Origin of the sequence: Deinococcus yavapaiensis KR-236, from assembly GCF_003217515.1 — a bacterium.
In the GTDB taxonomy this organism is placed as follows: domain Bacteria; phylum Deinococcota; class Deinococci; order Deinococcales; family Deinococcaceae; genus Deinococcus_A; species Deinococcus_A yavapaiensis.
On record NZ_QJSX01000011.1, the window covers coordinates 127,008 to 143,618 of the forward strand.

Below are 16,611 nucleotides of genomic sequence, written 5' to 3' on the forward strand. Positions count from 1 at the left end.
ATTCAGAGGGGCAGTTCGCCCTGAAAGTCGGCGGGCAGGGCGGCGAGCCGTTCGAGTGGAGCGGCGCCGTGCTTGAGCAGGTACGTCAGGAAGTTCATCTCGCGCTCTTGCGGCACGCCGCCGGGCAGCAAGTGCTTTCTTAAGCGCGACACTTGCCCCGTCCGCTCCTCGTGGCGGCGCACCAGCGCGAGGTGCGCGAGGCGTTGCAGTCGCTCCAAGCGTTCGAGGGTGCGCGCTTCCGTGCGCTTCGCGGCGCCTTCGAGCACGGGGTCGAGGTCGGCGATTTCGCGCGCGAGGGCCGTGAAGGACGTGCGCAAGTCGTCGAGCCGCGCGCTGGTCGTGGCGTCCGCGCCGCGCGTCTTGGCGAGCTCGAGGCCGAGCGCTCCGTCGGGGTCGCGCTGAAAGTCGGCGGCCGAGAAGCCGAAGCGCGTCAGAATTCGCGCGACGGGCGGCTCGAGCCACGTCACGGCCAAGCGCGGCCACAAGAGCGGCTGCCGAAGACCGTGCAGTTCGTACACGTCGCGCAACTGAGCGCCGTACGCGATTTCGCCCGGACCGACGACGAACGCGACGGTCGGAAGCGCCGCGTCTTGGACGATGGGACGCAGGCCCGCCGCCGGGGTGAGCCGCGTCGGATCGTCGTGCAGGATTTCGACGAGGGCCGACGCCTTGTACGCTCGGTCGGCGTGGAAGGCGCGGCCGTCGAAGCGCAGCAAACGCCGAGCGCCGTCCTCACCTTCCAAGAAGAGGTTCGTCGCGCCTTCAGGGCGGCGCAGTTGCGGCGTGAAGCCGAGGCGCTGCAAGTTCACGGCGGCGTGCTCGATGCGTTTCGAGCTTTCCAGCGGCGCTTGGATCTCGCGTTCCAGCGTCGCAGCGAACAGGCGGGCCAAGGCGGGATGCATCGGATCGAGGACGAGCAATCCGCGCGGTCCGAGCAGTCGGTGCACGAGACGCGCGAAGATGTCGGCGACGCTTCCGCCGCGCTCCACGCTTCGCTCGAGCAAGTCGACGACCGCCGCCTTGTGCACTTCGGGCGCGGCGAAGGCGGTCAGGACGCGCCGCGCTTCACGCGTCCAGCCGTCTTGCCAAGCGACCTTGGCGACGGGTCGTCCGTTCGGAAGGTCGAGCCTCAGGTGGTGCAGGGTCTCGTCCATGTCGAGCAGCGTCGTCGCGGCGACTTCGGCGGCGTCGTGGTCTTGGCTCGCCACCCAGTAGAGGGCGACGGTGGGGGCGTCTTCGGTGTCGAGCTCGCCCGCGAGCAGAACGGCTCCCATGCCTTTGTGCACGCTGTAGGCGGGTCCCGTGAGGACGCCCGCCTGCTGACCGGTGACGACGACTCGGGACGCACGATGGGCGAGGCGCGTCAAGGCACGCTCGACATGCTCGTCGAGCGTGCCGAGGTCGGCGTGGTAGGCGCGCAGGGCGGCCACGAGGGCCGCGCGGTCGACGTCGGGCCGCGAGAAGGCACGCGTTTCGGACAGGCGGGCGGGGTGGCGCTCGAAGAAGTCGGAGAGTTGACCCGCGCGGTAGGCGGAGGCGATGGTCGGTGAAGTCATGCGGCTCTTGTCATGAGTGAATGGGGTTCCGGGCGACGTCGCGCAAACCCGCCTCGTCGAGGACGACGATGCGGCGGTAGCCGAGGTCGAGCAGGCCGCGTTCCTTGAATTCCCCGAGCAGCTTCGTGATCGTTTCGCGTGTGGAGCCCACGAGGTACGCGAGGTCCTGGTGGCTGATGCGGCCCTTGAGGGCCTTCTTACCGCTCTCGGTCGCGCCGCTCGCTTCCGCCATCGTCAGCAAGGCGCCCGCGAGGCGCTGCGACACTTCCAGGAACACGAGGCCCGTGAGGCGCTCTTGCAAATCGCGCGCTTGCCGCGTGAGTTGCGCGCTCAAGGCGACGCCGAGCGCGGGCTGGGAGCGCAGCAAGTCGCGCAGGGTGTTCGCGCCCAAGGCGAGCACCTCGCCGTCCTCCAAAGCTTCGGCGTACAAACCGTACGTGGAGTCGGGCGCGATGCTCGTCGTCCCGAAAAGTTCGCCCGCCTCGTGCACGGCGACGGTGACTTCACGAGCCCCGGCACCGATGCGGTACAAGCGCACGCGGCCCGAGACGAGGATATAGACGGTTTCGGCGGCGTCCTCGGTGTGGTAGATGAGGTGACCTTTGGTGACGCGCACCTTGCGCGCCGTGGCGGTCAAGCTCGCGCGGACGTCGGGCGGCAACTCGTTGAGGAAGCCGCTCTGCTCACTTCGGGGCATATGCGGCCAGTATCGATTCGACGTCGCGGGGTAAGTGCAGTCCAAGTCACGATCCACAAAGTATCGTCCAGATGGGCGTGCGCAAGACGAGGAGTGTTCGCGCGCAGGCGACGGTGATACAATTCCACGCGGACTGCGCGCGGCATGCCGCGACGCACCGTTGGAGGAAGGATGCGGCTCAAAGTTGACTTGCTGCCCGGGCGCGACTACACCGACGTCGTCATTCTCGTCGATGTCTTGCGCGCCACGACGGCGGCTCCGATCGTGCTCGAACGCACCGGCCTCTTCGTCACCCCGAGCTTGCGCGCTGCGCGGCGTTTCGCCGGGGACCGCGGTCTGCTCCTCGCGGGCGAACGCGACGGATTGCCGCCTGAAGGCTTCAATTTCAGCGCTTCGCCTGACGATTTGCGCAAAGCGACGTTCGATCGTGACGTCGTCCTCACGACCGAGAACGGTCCTCGGGCAATCGCGCACGTTCAGGAGGCGCGGCACGTACTGCTGGGCAGTTTCTTCAACGCCCGCGCCGTGATCGAGGCCGCGCTCGAATTGGCCACCACCGACATCGCCATCGTCTGCGCGGGCATGCGCGGCGAGGAAGCGATCGAAGACATCGTCTGCGCGGGTTTTCTCGCCCGCAAACTCGAAAAGACGGGCCGGGTGGAGACCCGCGACCGCGTGAAGCTCGCTCAGACCCTGCTGCGGTCCTTCGCCGACCCGCAAGAAGCGCTGGCGCAAAGCGCGAGCGGTCAACTGCTGATGAAGCTGGGCCTCCACGAGGACCTCGCCGTGGCGTCGCTGATCTCGCACTCGACGGTCGTGCCGCGCCTCCTTTCCGGCGAGGACGTCGAGGGGCACCCCGTGTACCGCTTCGAGGCGGTGTCCATCCCGGCCGCCGAGCCGGCTTCGGAGCGTTCCGTGTGACTCGACCCGATCGCTTGGAGCTCATGGGCTTCCCGCTCGACCCGGTGGACTTGCAAGGCGCGGCGAACGTCCTGTCGACTTGGATGTTGGAGACGCCGAGGCAGCCGCACACGGTCGTCACGCTCAACCCCGAGTTCATCGTGCAGGCGCGCAGCGACGAACCCTTCGCGCGCGCCATTCGCGCCGCCGACCTCGTGACGGCCGACGGCGTCGGCATCGTCTGGGCGACGAAGGAACTGCTCGGCGTGAGCCTTCCGGGACGCGCGCCCGGCTACGATCTTGCCGTGGAGCTCATGCGACGCCACGGCGAGCGCCTCGGCGTGTTCTTCCTGGGCGCTCGCCCCGGCGTCGCCGAACTCGCGGCGGCCAAAGCCCGCGAGTCGTTCGGCGTGAAGGTCGCGGGCGTCCACCACGGTTACTTCGACCTCGCCGACGATCAGCGCGTGGCCGAGCTGGTTCGCGACTCGGGCGCGCACCTGCTGCTCGCCGCGCTCGGCGCGCCGAGACAGGAAACGTTCTTGCAGTACTGGCGGCAAGTGATGAACGTCCCCGTCATGATCGGCGTGGGCGGCACCCTCGACGTGCTCGCCGGGAACGTCAAGCTTTCGCCTCCCTGGACGCGCCGCGTCGGCTTGGAGTGGGCTTGGCGCATCGCGTCGGACCGCAAGCGCTGGAACCGAGCGCCGCGCCTCGCCCGTTTCGTGGCCCTCGTGCGCGCCGCGAAACGCGGAGCGAAGCGATGAGCGAGCACGCGACCGCCGAAGCGATCGTCGTTTCGGAACTTCACACGCTCGACACGCCGAGCGGTGCAGCGCTGCTGATCGAGGCGCTCGCCGAGCGCGGCCTGGAATCCTCCACGTCTCGAGCAACCCTCGTTCTGCGCGACTTTCTCGCGCGAGGTCACCACGTGCTCGTCGCTCGTGATGGCGGCGACCCGGTGGGCTACCTGGCCGCCGTGTGGTCGTTCTCGTTGAGCCGCGGCGCCCCCGTGCTACTCGTCCAAGACCTCTTCGTGCAAGCCGAGCGGCGGCGGCGTGGCGTCGCCACCGCGCTGCTCGAACGCGCCGAGGCGCTCGCGGTCTCGCGTTTCGCGTGTCGCCTCGAACTCGGGGCGGACCTCGGAGACGCGCCCGCGCAAGCTTTGTACGAGCGGCGCGGCTTCGACCGCATCCAGGGGCGGGCGGTTCGCATGAAGCTTCTGCCCGAAGGCATGTCCTGAATCGCCGCGCCGAGCGAAGACAGGCCGCCTCGGTCTTCTTTATCCTGACGGCATGAACGTGACTCCACCTTCGGCGTCGCCGCTGCCGCGCCCGTTCGCGTTTCCACGCGTGGGGCACTTGCCGTTTCTCGCCTTGGACACGCTCGGCTTCCTTCGCCGCGCCGCCAAGACGCACGGAGACGTCGTCGACATTCGCTTCGGAAGGCACCTCACCGTGCTGCTGTCGAACCCGGCGGACATCGAGACGGCGCACTTGCTGTCGGGGCGTGAATTCGACAAGGGCCTGGCGGGCGATCCCGTCCTCGACGCCCTCATCGGGCGCGGCCTCTTGACGAGTGAAGGCGAGTTCTGGCGTCGTCAGCGCCGACTCGCGCAGCCCGCGTTCCACAAGGCGAGAATCGAGGGGTACGCGGGCGCGATGGTGGCGTACGCCGAGCGCCTGGCGCGCACGTGGCGACCCGGAGACGTGCGCGACGTGCACGCGGACATGATGGGTCTGACGCTGGAGATCGTCGCGAAGACCCTGTTCGATGCCGAGCCGAGCACGGAGGCCCTGCACACCGTCGGCGAGGCCCTCGACGTCGTGTTGCGCGAAAACGAGCGGCAGTGGCGCGGCATGCTCTTCTTGGTGCCGCCCTTGCTGGCCGAATCGCGGCGGCGTGTCACGGACGCGGTTCGTCGTTTGAACGCCGTCGTTCGCGACATCATCGACGAACGTCACGCGCATCCCGGCGACCGCGGCGACTTGCTGTCGATGCTGCTCGAAGCGCGCGACGACGAAGGCTTGGGCATGACGGACGCGCAGCTCTTCGACGAGGTCAAGACGATCTTGCTCGCCGGGCACGAGACGACGGCGAACTTGCTGTCGTGGACGTGGATGCTGCTCGCGTCTCATCCCAGCGCCGAGTCGAGGCTGCACGCCGAACTCGACGAAGTACTCCAGAGTCGCGCCCCGACGCTCGCCGACTTGCCGAAGCTCGCCTTCACGACCGCCGTCACGAAGGAAGTCTTGCGCCTCTACCCGCCCGCGTGGAGCGTGCAGCGCCGCACCGTGAACGCGTGGACGCTGCGAGGCCACATCCTTCCGCCGGGTACGCCTCTGCTCATCAGTCAGTACGTCGTGCACCGTGACGAACGCTGGTTCGAAGCGCCCGACGAGTTCCGCCCGGATCGCTGGCTCGAAACGAACTTCGAGCGTCGCTTGCCGAAGTACGCGTACTTCCCCTTCGGGGGCGGACCGCGCGTGTGCATCGGTCAGGCGTTCGCGCAAATGGAGGCGACGTTGCTGCTCGCCGTGCTCGCGACACGGTTCAGGCTTCGCTCCACCGGAGCCGTGCCGCTCGAGGCGTCCATCACGTTGCGTCCCAAGAAGGGCCTCGTGATGCGGCTCCACGGTCGCTGAGCGAAACGAGGAAGCCCTTCTCCCGACGTGGGAGAAGGGCCAGCGAAAAGTCAAAAGTCAGCGGCAGCGAACGTCTTGACCGAAGTACTGCTGGCTGATCTTGGCGTACGTACCGTTCTTCTGCGCGGCGACCAACGCGTCGTTGAGCGCCTTGAGCAGCGTCGGGTTGTTCTTCTTCACGGCCATCGCGATACGTTCTTGGAACAGCAGGGCGCCTTGTTGCAGCTTGCCGCTCGAAGCCTTGATCGCGTCGAGCCCACCGAACTTGTCGCTCACCCAAGCGTCCGCGCGGCCCGCCAGCAACGCTTGCTGAGCGTCGGTGTCCTTCGGATAGGTGTTGACCTTGCCGACGCCGGCGACCTTTTGTACGTTCTCCAGGTACGTCGTGCCGACTTGCACGGCGACCGTCTTGCCTTTGAGGTCCGCCACCGTCTTCGGACCGCCCGTGCGCGACACGATCGCGCCGCCCGTGCAGTAGTGCGGATTGGAAAAGTCGACGGCCTTTTGACGCTCGGGCGTGATGCCGTGCGACGCGATCACGAAGTCGTAGCGATTCTGGTTGAGTCCGATCAGCAGCGAATCGAACGGCTGCGTCACCCACTTCACCTTGAGGCCCATCTGCTTGGCGAGGGCGTTGGCGAGGTCCACCTCGAAGCCGGTGAGGGTTTGGCCTTTGAAATAATTGAACGGCTGGAAGGCACCTTCCGTCGCGATGATGATCGTGCCGTCCTTCTTGATCTGATCGAAGGTGCGAGCACTTGCCGCCGAGACGAGCGTGAGGGTGACAAGCGCGAAGGCGATTTTTTTCATGAGTTCCTCCTGTATTGAGCGGCGCTGAATTGCATTACTTTACATGACGGTGGCTGAGAAAAGAACAGGAACGAGGAGGACGGGCGATGCCGTCCTCCTCGTTTTCATCCTGGTGGTTGCCGAGCGCCTCGAGGCGCTCGAAGTTCAGTCGGCGGAGATGGCGGGCGCTTCCACCGGGCTGCCACGGCGGCCCAGGGAGTCTTCGGTTTGGTAGTCGAAGGCGTGCAAGCGCGGCAATTCCAGCGTGAGGCGCACGTCGTCACCCGGCGCGACGCGGGCGTGCCCTTCGAGCTTCGCCGTGAGAGTCTGACCGGCGATGTCGACGATGATGTCCGTCTGCGCGCCGAGCGGCTCCACGACGAGAATCTTGCCGATGAGCGTCGGGCCGCTCGTCATATCGGTGGCAAGGTCGAGGTGCTCGGGGCGAATCCCCATCCAGATCTGCTTGCCTTCGTACGCGCGCAGCGACTCGGCGAGCGTCCCTTCGGGGCGGATGACAGAGTCGCCGATCTTGAATTGGCCGCCTTGCACCGTCGCCGTGAGGAAGTTCATGGAGGGCGAACCGATGAAGCCCGCCACGAACTTGTTGCGCGGGTAATCGTAGAGATTCAGCGGCGTGTCGACTTGCTGAATCAGCCCGTCGCGCATCACGACGATGCGCGTGCCCATCGTCATCGCCTCGACTTGGTCGTGCGTGACATAGATGATGGTCGTGCCGAGACGGCGGTGCAGCTGGCTGATCTGCGAGCGCATTTCCACGCGGAGCTTCGCGTCGAGGTTCGACAGCGGCTCGTCCATGAGGAACACCTTCGGTTCGCGCACGATGGCGCGGCCGAGCGCCACGCGTTGACGCTGACCACCGGAGAGTTCCTTCGGCTTGCGGGCGAGCAGGTGCTCGATTTGCAGGATGCGGGCGGCGTCACGAACGCGCCTGTCGATGTCCGCCTTCGGCGTCTTGCGCAGACGCAAGCCGAACGCCATGTTCTCGTAGACGTTCATGTGCGGATACAACGCGTAGTTCTGGAACACCATCGCGATGTCGCGGTCCTTCGGCGGCACGTCGTTCACGACGCGTTCCCCGATGCGCAGCGTGCCGTCCGAGATTTCCTCGAGGCCCGCGATCATGCGCAAGGTCGTGGACTTTCCGCAGCCCGACGGGCCGACGAAAACCATGAACTCCTTGTCCTGGATGTGCAGGTTGAAGTCCTTGACCGCCGTGGTCTTTCCGTACCGCTTGTAGACGTTTTGCAGCACCACTTCTGCCATGCTGTGACTCCTTCCCCCATCTCTCGCCCGTGAGCTTCCTCGGACGACCGGGGTGTCGACTGAGATTCTGGGTTACCTTTCCGCCGTGCTGACGAGGGTAGTGTAACACCTTCGTCGCGACCTCGCAGCACTTCGCGATGGACCGCTACGACCTCGCGGCGGTGAGGAAGGCCTCGCGAAGCCTCGGGCCACGACGGGCATGTCTCACGAAACGCTCTACCTCTCCTACACGCCGCTTGAAGGTGAAGCGTGAACGCCGCCCACGATCGTCCATTACCCTGGTGCGGAAGACCGATGACGCATTCCCGACCTATCAAGCTCCTGCTCGTGGAAGACAACCCCGCCGATGTGATCCTCTTCGAGGAGTGTCTGCGCGAGTGGAGCGTTCCGGCTGAGCTGCGTGTCGCGCACGATGGCGTGGACGCCTTGACGTGCCTTCGCGACGGTCCAAGGCCCGACATCATCGTCTTGGACCTCAACATGCCGCGCATGGGCGGCATCGAGTTGCTGAGCGAACTCAAGCGAGAGCCCGCCTTCCAAGCCATCCCGGTGATCGTGTTGACGACGTCGGGCTCGCACGACGACGTGCTCAAGGCCTACGGCAACCACGCCAACGCCTACGTCGTGAAGCCCAACCGCGTCGACGACTTCTTCGAGATCGCGCGAGTGATGGAAGCTTTCTGGCTGCGCGCCGCGAAGCTGCCGTTCAAATGAAGCAAGGCGCTTCCCCTCGCAAAAGCGAGGGGAAGCGCCGACACCCACGGTCGCTCAGTCGGCCGCTGCCGTGCCGCCGACTTGCATGCGGAACACGAACTTCGTGACTTCGCCCTTGACGGTGTCGATCATCTCGTTGAACATCTTGGTCGCTTCGAATTTGTACTCCGTGAAGGGGTCACGCTGCCCGTATCCACGAAGGCCGATGCCTTGACGCAAGACGTCCATGCCGTGCAAGTGCTCCTTCCAGTACTGATCGACGACTTGCAGCAGCACGTAGCGTGACACGCCGACCAGCAAGCTCTGGCCGAGTTCGTTCTCGCGCGCCTCGAACGCCTCGGCGGCCGCCTCCAGCACCTTGTGGTGCGCGTCTGCGACGCTCATGGACTTCAAGGATTCGAAGTCGAAGCTCTCGAACGAGGGAATGGCGTCCAGAAGCGCGCCGCGCAAGCCATCGTAGTCCCACGACTCGGGACTTTGATCGGCGGGCATGAAGTTGTCGAGTTGCATCTCGACGAAGTCGCCGATCATGCCTTCGACGCTTTCGGAAACGTCCTCGTCGGGACCGAGCAGCACTTCGCGGCGTTGCGCGTAGATCGTCTCGCGTTGCTTGCTCATGACGTTGTCGAACTCCAGCAGTTGCTTGCGAATGCTGAAGTTGCGGTCCTCCACGCGCTTTTGCGCCCGCTCGATCGCGGACGTCACCATCTTCGCCTCGATCGGCTGCGTGTCGTCCATGCCGAGCGTGTCCATCATGGCGACGACGCGTTCGTTGGCGAACAGGCGCATGAGGTCGTCTTCGAACGAGACGTAGAAGCGGCTGGAGCCGGGGTCGCCTTGCCGTCCCGCGCGACCGCGCAGCTGGTTGTCGATGCGGCGCGACTCGTGGCGTTCCGTCCCGATGATGTGCAGACCGCCGACTTCCTTCACCTTCACGCGGTCCGCCTCGACGGTGTCGCGAATCTGAACGGCGTCACGCACGAAGGCGTCGTCCACGCCCGGCAGTTGCGCCGCGACTTGCGCGAGGCGCTCGTCGCGGCGCATCACGGCCTTCATGAGGTTCTCGGCTTCCGGTTGGTAGCGGCTGATGCCGATCTTCTCCAGCATCTCGCCGATCATGAACTCGGCGTTGCCGCCCAGCATGATGTCCGTTCCGCGACCCGCCATGTTCGTCGCGATCGTCACGGCGTTGCTGCGGCCCGCTTGCGCGACGATCGAGGCTTCGAGCGCCTCGTACTTCGCGTTGAGGACGCTGTGCTTGACGCCCGCCGCGTGCAGCAACCTCGACAGGGACTCGGACGTCTCGATGCTCACCGTCCCGATGAGGATCGGACGGCCCGTCGCGTGCATCGTCTTGATTTCCTCCACGACCGCCGCGAACTTGCCGTTCTTCGTGCGGTAGATGAGGTCGTCGGCGTCCTTTCGGATGACGGGCAAATTCGTCGGAATGACGAGGACGTCCGCGCCGTAGATGTCGAGGAATTCTTTCTCCTCGGTCTTCGCGGTGCCCGTCATGCCGGAGAACTTGTTGAACAAGCGGAAGAAGTTTTGGTACGTGATCGTCGCGAGCGTTTGGTTCTCGTTTTCGATCTTCACGCCTTCCTTCGCCTCGATCGCTTGGTGCAGGCCCTCGCCGTAACGGCGGCCCGGCATCGCGCGGCCCGTGAACTCATCGATGATGACGACTTCGCCTTTTTCGTTGACGATGTAGTCCGTGTCCTTCTCGTAAAGGTGCAGGGAGCGCAGCGCCTGCGTGATCATGTGCGCGCGCTCCATGTTCTCCGGCGAGTACAAGTCCTGAATCGACAGCAGTTTCTCTATGCGCGTGATGCCTTGCTCGGTGAGGTGGACGCCCTTCGTCTTCTCGTCCACGACGAAGTCCTCGGTCGGCTCCTCGCGCACGCCGGGCTCGGCGGGCAAGCCCTTTTTGAGGCGCTTGACGAGTTTCGCCATGACGTAGTACTGATCGGTCGCCTTTTCAGCCGATCCCGAGATGATGAGGGGCGTCCTGGCCTCGTCGATGAGGATCGAGTCCACCTCGTCGACGATCGCGAAGTTCAGCGGGTGATCGGCGCGCAGCACGAGCCCGTCGGGGCTTTGCGCCATATTGTCGCGCAAGTAGTCGAAGCCGAGCTCGGAGTTCGTGACGTACGTGATGTCGCAGGCGTACGCCGCCTTGCGTTCGTGCGGCTGCATTTGATTCTGGATGAGGCCTACGGTGAGGCCCAGCGTGCGGTACACGAGGCCCATTTCCTCCGCGCCGACCCGCGCGAGGTAATCGTTCACGGTCACGAGGTGGCAACCGCGCCCTTCGAGGGCGTTGAGGGCGAGGGCGAGCGTCGCGACGAGCGTCTTGCCTTCCCCCGTTCGCATTTCGGCGATTCGCCCTTGGTGCAGGGCCGCGCCACCGATGAGCTGCACGTCGTAGTGCCGCTTGCCGATCGAGCGGCGGCCCGCTTCACGGATGATGGCGAAGGCGGGCACGATGACGTCGTCGAGAGTCTTCTCGCCGCTTTGGACCTGCTCGCGCAACTTCGCGTACTCGGCAGCGAGATCCTCGACTTGCTGGATCTCCGCCTCCATGGCGTTAACAGGTTCGACGATCGTCTTGCGCAACCTCGCCACGTCGCGCTGGTTGTTGTCGAACATTTTGTTCAGGAGCCTAAACATGACCCGAGCAGTATACAGCCTTCACGGGTGAAGCAGGAATGAAGGTGAGTAAAGTTCGCTCAAGTTGCATGAGCGCACACGGGGTAAGAACGAAGAAGGCAATGACGCCCGGTTCACGACGACGCGAGCGGCAAGTACGCCGCCGCACCCGCCGAAAGTCCCTCCACCTCTCGTCCTGCCAGCACCGCCGCCGCTCCCGCGAGCGCGATCATCGCTCCGTTGTCGGTATTGAGTCCGCGGCCCGGAAAGAACACGCGGAGGTCCGTCGCTCCGAACGCTTCTCGCAAGGCCGCGTTCGCCGCCACGCCGCCCGACACGACGACCGTGTCGCGCCCGAGGGTGCGCGCGGCACGCCGAGTCGTCGTCACGAGCGCGTCGACGACGGCCCGCTGAAAGCTCGCGGCGATGTCCTCGGTTCGGTACCGTCCGCCGCGCACGGCGAGGAGCGCGGCCGTCTTGAGGCCGCTGAAGGAAAAGTCGAAGCCTCCTTGTCCGGCGAGGGGCCGCGTGAACGGTACGGCGGCGGCATCTCCGCTCTCGGCCGCCCGCGAAATAGCAGGACCGCCGGGAAAGCCGAGGTCGAGCAGACGCGCGACCTTGTCGAACGCTTCTCCTGCCGCGTCGTCGCGTGTGGCGCCCACGAGTTTGTACTCTCCGACGCGCTCGATGTCGAACAAGTGCGTGTGCCCGCCCGACACGACGAGGGCGAGGTACGGCGGAGCGAGTTCGGCTTCGGACGCGGCGGCGTAGATGTGCCCTTCGAGGTGGTGCACGGCGTAAAAAGGCTTGCCGAGCCCTTGCGCGAGGCCCTTGCCGTACAACAAGCCGACGAGAAGCGCCCCCACGAGGCCGGGGCCGTGCGTGGCGGCGACCGCGTCGATGTCCGACATCTTCACGCCCGCTTCGCTCAAGGCGGCGACCGTGACTTCGTCGATCCGCTCGACGTGCTCGCGTGACGCGAGTTCGGGCATGACACCGCCGAACTTCGCGTGGACCATCTGCGTCCAGACGGTGTTCGCGACGACGACGGGAACGCCGCCGTCGATTCGCACGAGGCCCACGCCCGTGTCGTCGCAGGACGTGTCGATTCCGAGGATCAGCATGACGCAAGGATAGCGCCACCGTCCTTCGCGAGCCGTGAAAGAGGAGCGAGGCGAACGCGTTCGCCTCGCTTTCCGAAGTCGAGCGCGGCTAGAACAGGAAGTACTCCGGCACGAATTCGTAGCCGCCACCTTCGCGGCGGCGCACGTACCCGATTCCGGGCCACGGGAAGTGGTACCCGACGACGCGCAGGCGATCGTTCGAGGCGCGGTCGAAGAGTCGGGCGCGCGTGGCGACGGCCGTGGGCTTGTCGGCGTCGAAGCCGAGGTAGTTGGCGGGGAAGCGCAGCGACAGGATGGATTGGCCGCCCGCGTCGGCGAGGTGCATGAGTTGCTGGTCGCCGCTGCGGACGAGGACTGCGAATTGGCCGGCCGTGTGGCCGTAGGCAGGCACCGTGGTGACGCCGGGAACGATCTCGGCGTTTTCTCCGAGCAGCGTGAATCGCGCGCGGTTGGCGATGAGGTTTTTCTGCACGGCGGCGCTGGGCTGCGCCTGAGTTGCCCAGAAGTTGAACTCGGCTTCGCCCATCACGAGGCGGGCGCCGGGAAAGCTGGCGAGCCCCCCGATGTGATCGCCGTGCCCGTGCGTGAGAAACACCGTGGTGACGTCAGCGGGGCGGTAGCCGGCGGCCGCCATGTTCGCCAAGAGACGGCCGGCGTCGCCTCCACGGCCGGTGTCGATCAAGACACGCTGCGTTCCCGTGTCGATCAGCATCGGGTTGAAGTTGTTGACGTAGCGCGCGGGATCGATGAAGTTCTCGCGCAAGGCGGCGGCGAACTGATCTTGCAGTTCGGGATTGGCGCCCCAGTTGGGAAGCGCCGCGCCCGGCGCGGCCTGCCCGTCACTGAGAACGACGACCGTGAAATCGCCGACTTTGGTGCGGTAGAAGCCGCCGCCGTTGGTGCCGGCGGCGGGCGCGTTCTGGCTCGTCTGGGCTTTGGCGGTGAATCCGCTCGTGGCGGCGACGAGGCTGGCGCCGAGGGTGAGTTTGAGGGCGTCGCGGCGGTCAAGGTTCTTACGGTTGGTCATCCCGTGTCCTCCAAGGAAGTAAAATGGCCCCCACATCGTCGTTCATACCGATTTCTGCGAACACACGATCTGCTACAGTGCGTACGTCGAGCACACGAAGATAAAGAGAACCTGAAATGCAACTTTTCCGTGAGCCGACTCGTACCTGAAGGTAAGTCAGAGATTCTGACCGAAAGGAACCGCTGCATGTATCCCAACACCATCGCGACTTCTTCCGTTTCGACCGTTCGATCCTTCTTCAACCGGACGTACTCGTGGATGACGATGGGCCTGGCCCTCACGGCGGGCATCGCGTACCTCACGAGCACGAACGAGAACCTGCTCGGTTTCGTCGCCGAAAACTTCTTGATGCTGATGCTGCTTCAGCTCGGCGTCGTCTTCGGGTTGAGCTTTTTGATCAACCGCGTGTCCGCCGGCGTCGCGAGCGGCCTGTTCGTGCTGTACGCGGCGCTGACGGGACTGACGTTCTCCATCCTGCCCGCCATCTATCCGGCGGCGGACATCCTCGCGGCGTTCGTCACGACGGCGGGCATGTTCGGCGCGATGAGCTTGCTCGGCTACACCACCAAGATCGACCTCACGCGCTTCCGGGGCATCTTGCTGATGGCGCTGATCGGCCTCGTCATCGCCAGCCTCGTCAACATCTTCCTCGCGAGCGGACCGTTGAGTTGGATCATCTCCATCGTCGGCGTGATCCTCTTCGCGGCCCTCACCGCCTACGACACGCAAAAACTCAAGGAACTCGCCTTGAGCGGCGTCGACGCGAGCAGCGCGACGGGCGAGAAGCTCGCCGTGTACGGCGCCTTGACGCTGTACCTCGACTTCATCAACATGTTCATGTTCATCTTGCGCTTGTTCGGACTCGCGCGCAGCAGCGACTGACTTCACTCGCTCGCCGTCACAGCCCCCGCTCGGGGGCTTTTTTCGTATTCTGGCCGCGTGATCCGCCCTGCCACGCCCACCGACGCGTTCTTCGCTGCGCCCCTGATTCAAGAAACCATCGGCGACATCGGCCTCGCGTTGACGGGCGCGCGAAGAAACGAGGAGGCCGAGCCGATCATCGCGGCGTTCTTTCGGCAGCCCGCCAATCGGCTGAGCTTCGAGAACACCTTCGTGGCCGAGCTCGGCGGTCGGCCCGCCGGACTGCTGATCGCGTACGACGGCGCGCGGGCGCACGACCTCGACGCTCCTTTTCGCGAGCGCCTCCGCACACTCGGTCTTCGCAACCACATCGATTCCGAGACGAGCGCGGGCGAGTTCTACCTCGACACGATCGTCGTGCAGGCCGCACACCGCGGGCGCGGCCTGGCGAAACGACTCATCCTCGCCGCCGAGGAAGAAGCGCGGACGCTCGGCTTGCCGACCGCGCTTCTCGTCAGCCCGTCGAACACGGTCGCTTGGAACCTCTACCGTTCGGTGGGCTACGAGGAGGACGCGCGCGTGACCGTCGCGGGACACGCGTACGCCCACCTCGTGAAGCGCCCGTGACTCAACTGGGCTGATCGAGAGGCTTTTCCAAGCGGAACCAGTAGAAGGCGTGCGGGCCGAAGGTGAAGAAGTACGGCAACTCCCCGATCGGCGGGAAGGGCGTCTCGCCGATGAGTTCGACGGGCGTGAAGCCATCGTACGCGCGCATATCGAGTTGCGCCGACTGCACGAAGCGCGACAAGTTGCACACCACCAGCAGCCGCTCCTCGCCGTAAGTGCGCAAGAACGCGAGGACCTTGCGGTTGCCCGTCTCCAAGAATTGAATGTCGCCGCGCGCGAAGGCCGGATAGCGCTTGCGGGTCTGCAAAGTGCGGCGCATCCACTTCAGCAAGCTCGTCTCGAAGCGTTCCTGCGCCTCGACGTTCACCGTCTGGTAGCCGTACACGGGATCGGCGATGACCGGGAAGTACAAGAGGTTGTAATCGGCGCGCGAAAAGCCCGCGTTGCGGTCCATGCTCCATTGCATGGGCGTGCGAACCCCGTTGCGGTCTCCGAGGAAGATGTTGTCGCCCATGCCGATCTCGTCGCCGTAGTACAAGATGGGGCTGCCGGGCAAGCTGAACAGCAGCGCGTGCAACAGCTCGGTGCGGCGACGCGAATTGTCGAGCAGCGGCATGAGGCGTCGGCGAATGCCGACGTTGATCTTCATACGCGGATCCTTGGCGTACTCCGCGTACATGTAATCGCGCTCCTCGTCCGTCACCATTTCCAGCGTCAACTCGTCGTGATTGCGCAAGAACGTCGCCCACTGTCCGAAGCTGGGAATGGCGGGCGTGCGGTCCATGATCTCGCGGATCGGCGTGGCGTCTTCGCGGCGCAGCCCCATGAACAAGCGAGGCATCACCGGGAAGTGGAAGCACATGTGGAATTCCGGTTGCTCGTCGGTGCCGAAGTACGCGACGACGTCCTCGGGCCACTGATTCGCCTCGGCGAGCAAGACCTTGCCGGGAAACTCCTCGTCGGCGAGCTGGCGTAATTCACGCAGGTACTGGTGCGTCTCGGGCAGGTTCTCGCAGATCGTGCCTTCGCGCTCGTACAGATACGGCACGGCGTCCACGCGAAAGCCGTCGAGACCGAGGCCAAGCCAGAAGCGAATGACGTTCTTCATCTCTTCGCGCACGGCCGGATTGTCGTAGTTGAGGTCGGGCTGCTGAGAGAAGAAGCGGTGCCAGAAGTACCGGCCTGCCGTGGCGTCCCACGTCCAATTGCTCTTCTCCGTGTCCGTGAAGATGATGCGGGCTTCTTGGTACTCGGTGCCCGTGTCGCTCCACACGAAGTAGTCGTGGTACGGATTGTCGCGGCCCTTGCGCGCCTCTTGGAACCACGCGTGCTGATCGCTGATGTGGTTCACGACGAGGTCGGCGATCACACGAATACCGCGGGCGTGCGCTTCGGACAAGAAGGCCTTGAAGTCCTCCAAGGTTCCGTAGTCGGGGTGGATGTCGTAGAAGTCGGCGATGTCGTACCCGTCGTCCTTGAGAGGCGAAGGGTAGAACGGCAGCAACCACAAGCAGTCCACGCCGAGACTCTTGAGGTAGTCGAGCCGTGTGATCAGCCCGCGAAAGTCGCCTTTGCCGTCGTTGTTGCCGTCTTGAAACGCGCGAACGTGAAGCTCGTAGAAGACCGCGTCCTTGTACCAATCGGTCGCCATGAGAGGCAGTGTAACCTCCACGCCGCCTTTCACGCAGATTCCACGAGACGAGGGTCTTTAGAAAAGCGCAAGAATTACGCCCCCTCT

Annotated in this window: 15 protein-coding genes; 7 read left to right on the forward strand and 8 right to left on the reverse strand. The window is 65.1% G+C overall.

Features of this window, described 5'->3' with window-relative positions; genetic code table 11:
• Nucleotides 1-2 precede the first annotated feature (2 nt).
• Together bshC and DES52_RS14400 are read right to left on the reverse strand one after the other, a co-directional pair.
• Entirely contained in the window at nt 3-1,556 is a 1,554-nt protein-coding gene (gene bshC / locus DES52_RS14395; RefSeq protein WP_110887518.1) for a bacillithiol biosynthesis cysteine-adding enzyme BshC, read from the reverse strand.
• Nucleotides 1,557-1,566: 10 nt separating this feature from the next.
• Entirely contained in the window at nt 1,567-2,253 is a 687-nt protein-coding gene (locus DES52_RS14400; RefSeq protein ID WP_110887519.1) for a Crp/Fnr family transcriptional regulator, read from the reverse strand.
• Nucleotides 2,254-2,424: 171 nt separating this feature from the next.
• On the opposite strand from DES52_RS14400, the gene DES52_RS14405 reads away from it, so the two are divergent.
• From DES52_RS14405 to DES52_RS14420, 4 genes are read left to right on the forward strand one after another with little or no spacing between them, the layout of a single operon-like run.
• The gene (locus DES52_RS14405; protein ID WP_110887520.1) at nt 2,425-3,174 is read left to right on the forward strand and encodes a 2-phosphosulfolactate phosphatase; all 750 of its coding nucleotides are present in this window, start codon (nt 2,425-2,427) and stop codon (nt 3,172-3,174) included.
• A 23-nt stretch (nt 3,175-3,197) separates the two neighbouring features.
• Nucleotides 3,198-3,917 (forward strand): WecB/TagA/CpsF family glycosyltransferase, encoded by a 720-nt coding sequence (locus DES52_RS14410; RefSeq protein ID WP_110887521.1) that lies wholly within the window; start codon nt 3,198-3,200, stop codon nt 3,915-3,917.
• A complete protein-coding gene (locus DES52_RS14415) occupies nt 3,914-4,393 on the forward strand; it encodes a GNAT family N-acetyltransferase (RefSeq protein ID WP_110887522.1) in 480 nt (159 codons plus the stop codon). Before DES52_RS14410 ends, DES52_RS14415 begins: the two co-directional genes overlap by 4 nt.
• 52 nt (nt 4,394-4,445) lie before the next feature.
• Complete coding sequence (locus tag DES52_RS14420) at nt 4,446-5,795, forward strand: cytochrome P450 (protein WP_110887523.1); 1,350 nt, start codon at nt 4,446-4,448, stop codon at nt 5,793-5,795.
• A 57-nt stretch (nt 5,796-5,852) separates the two neighbouring features.
• Here DES52_RS14420 and DES52_RS14425 read toward each other — a convergent pair whose 3' ends face one another.
• Together DES52_RS14425 and DES52_RS14430 are read right to left on the reverse strand one after the other, a co-directional pair.
• The gene (locus DES52_RS14425) at nt 5,853-6,605 is read right to left on the reverse strand and encodes an ABC transporter substrate-binding protein (RefSeq protein ID WP_110887524.1); all 753 of its coding nucleotides are present in this window, start codon (nt 6,603-6,605) and stop codon (nt 5,853-5,855) included.
• Nucleotides 6,606-6,749: 144 nt separating this feature from the next.
• Nucleotides 6,750-7,871 (reverse strand): ABC transporter ATP-binding protein, encoded by a 1,122-nt coding sequence (locus DES52_RS14430; protein WP_110887525.1) that lies wholly within the window; start codon nt 7,869-7,871, stop codon nt 6,750-6,752.
• Between the two features lie 294 nt (nt 7,872-8,165).
• Between DES52_RS14430 and DES52_RS14435 the strand changes: the two genes are divergently transcribed.
• Nucleotides 8,166-8,585, forward strand: coding sequence for a response regulator (locus DES52_RS14435; RefSeq protein WP_110887526.1), 420 nt, complete (start codon nt 8,166-8,168; stop codon nt 8,583-8,585).
• Between the two features lie 54 nt (nt 8,586-8,639).
• Here DES52_RS14435 and secA read toward each other — a convergent pair whose 3' ends face one another.
• The 3 genes from secA to DES52_RS14450 all read right to left on the reverse strand — a co-directional run bounded on the left by secA (nt 8,640) and on the right by DES52_RS14450 (nt 13,385).
• On the reverse strand, nt 8,640-11,255 hold the full coding sequence (gene secA, locus DES52_RS14440; protein WP_110887527.1) for a preprotein translocase subunit SecA: 2,616 nt from the start codon (nt 11,253-11,255) through the stop codon (nt 8,640-8,642).
• Nucleotides 11,256-11,368: 113 nt separating this feature from the next.
• Nucleotides 11,369-12,358: a tRNA (adenosine(37)-N6)-threonylcarbamoyltransferase complex transferase subunit TsaD gene (gene tsaD / locus DES52_RS14445; RefSeq protein ID WP_110887528.1), complete on the reverse strand. Its 990-nt coding sequence runs from the start codon at nt 12,356-12,358 to the stop codon at nt 11,369-11,371.
• 88 nt (nt 12,359-12,446) lie between these two features.
• Nucleotides 12,447-13,385, reverse strand: coding sequence for an MBL fold metallo-hydrolase (locus DES52_RS14450; protein ID WP_110887529.1), 939 nt, complete (start codon nt 13,383-13,385; stop codon nt 12,447-12,449).
• 186 nt (nt 13,386-13,571) lie between these two features.
• Here DES52_RS14450 and DES52_RS14455 point away from each other — a divergent pair, with 186 nt between their 5' ends.
• Nucleotides 13,572-14,267 (forward strand): Bax inhibitor-1/YccA family protein, encoded by a 696-nt coding sequence (locus DES52_RS14455; protein WP_110887530.1) that lies wholly within the window; start codon nt 13,572-13,574, stop codon nt 14,265-14,267.
• A gap of 57 nt (nt 14,268-14,324) precedes the next feature.
• Complete coding sequence (locus tag DES52_RS14460; RefSeq protein WP_110887531.1) at nt 14,325-14,873, forward strand: GNAT family N-acetyltransferase; 549 nt, start codon at nt 14,325-14,327, stop codon at nt 14,871-14,873.
• A gap of 1 nt (nt 14,874) precedes the next feature.
• Here DES52_RS14460 and treS read toward each other — a convergent pair whose 3' ends face one another.
• Nucleotides 14,875-16,524 (reverse strand): maltose alpha-D-glucosyltransferase, encoded by a 1,650-nt coding sequence (treS, locus tag DES52_RS14465; RefSeq protein ID WP_110887532.1) that lies wholly within the window; start codon nt 16,522-16,524, stop codon nt 14,875-14,877.
• Between the last annotated feature and the right edge of the window lie 87 nt (nt 16,525-16,611).

Excerpts from the sequence above, each read along its gene's own strand:
- DES52_RS14450 (WP_110887529.1), bottom strand. The coding sequence starts at position 13,385 with ATGACCAACCGTAAGAACCTTGACCGCCGCGACGCCCTCAAACTCACC.
- DES52_RS14435 (WP_110887526.1), top strand. The coding sequence starts at position 8,166 with ATGACGCATTCCCGACCTATCAAGCTCCTGCTCGTGGAAGACAACCCC.
- DES52_RS14405 (WP_110887520.1), top strand. The coding sequence starts at position 2,425 with ATGCGGCTCAAAGTTGACTTGCTGCCCGGGCGCGACTACACCGACGTC.
- bshC (WP_110887518.1), bottom strand. The coding sequence starts at position 1,556 with ATGACTTCACCGACCATCGCCTCCGCCTACCGCGCGGGTCAACTCTCC.
- DES52_RS14425 (WP_110887524.1), bottom strand. The coding sequence starts at position 6,605 with ATGAAAAAAATCGCCTTCGCGCTTGTCACCCTCACGCTCGTCTCGGCG.
- tsaD (WP_110887528.1), bottom strand. The coding sequence starts at position 12,358 with ATGCTGATCCTCGGAATCGACACGTCCTGCGACGACACGGGCGTGGGC.
- DES52_RS14400 (WP_110887519.1), bottom strand. The coding sequence starts at position 2,253 with ATGCCCCGAAGTGAGCAGAGCGGCTTCCTCAACGAGTTGCCGCCCGAC.
- treS (WP_110887532.1), bottom strand. The coding sequence starts at position 16,524 with ATGGCGACCGATTGGTACAAGGACGCGGTCTTCTACGAGCTTCACGTT.
- secA (WP_110887527.1), bottom strand. The coding sequence starts at position 11,255 with ATGTTTAGGCTCCTGAACAAAATGTTCGACAACAACCAGCGCGACGTG.
- DES52_RS14415 (WP_110887522.1), top strand. The coding sequence starts at position 3,914 with ATGAGCGAGCACGCGACCGCCGAAGCGATCGTCGTTTCGGAACTTCAC.
- DES52_RS14430 (WP_110887525.1), bottom strand. The coding sequence starts at position 7,871 with ATGGCAGAAGTGGTGCTGCAAAACGTCTACAAGCGGTACGGAAAGACC.
- DES52_RS14420 (WP_110887523.1), top strand. The coding sequence starts at position 4,446 with ATGAACGTGACTCCACCTTCGGCGTCGCCGCTGCCGCGCCCGTTCGCG.
- DES52_RS14410 (WP_110887521.1), top strand. The coding sequence starts at position 3,198 with ATGGGCTTCCCGCTCGACCCGGTGGACTTGCAAGGCGCGGCGAACGTC.
- DES52_RS14455 (WP_110887530.1), top strand. The coding sequence starts at position 13,572 with ATGTATCCCAACACCATCGCGACTTCTTCCGTTTCGACCGTTCGATCC.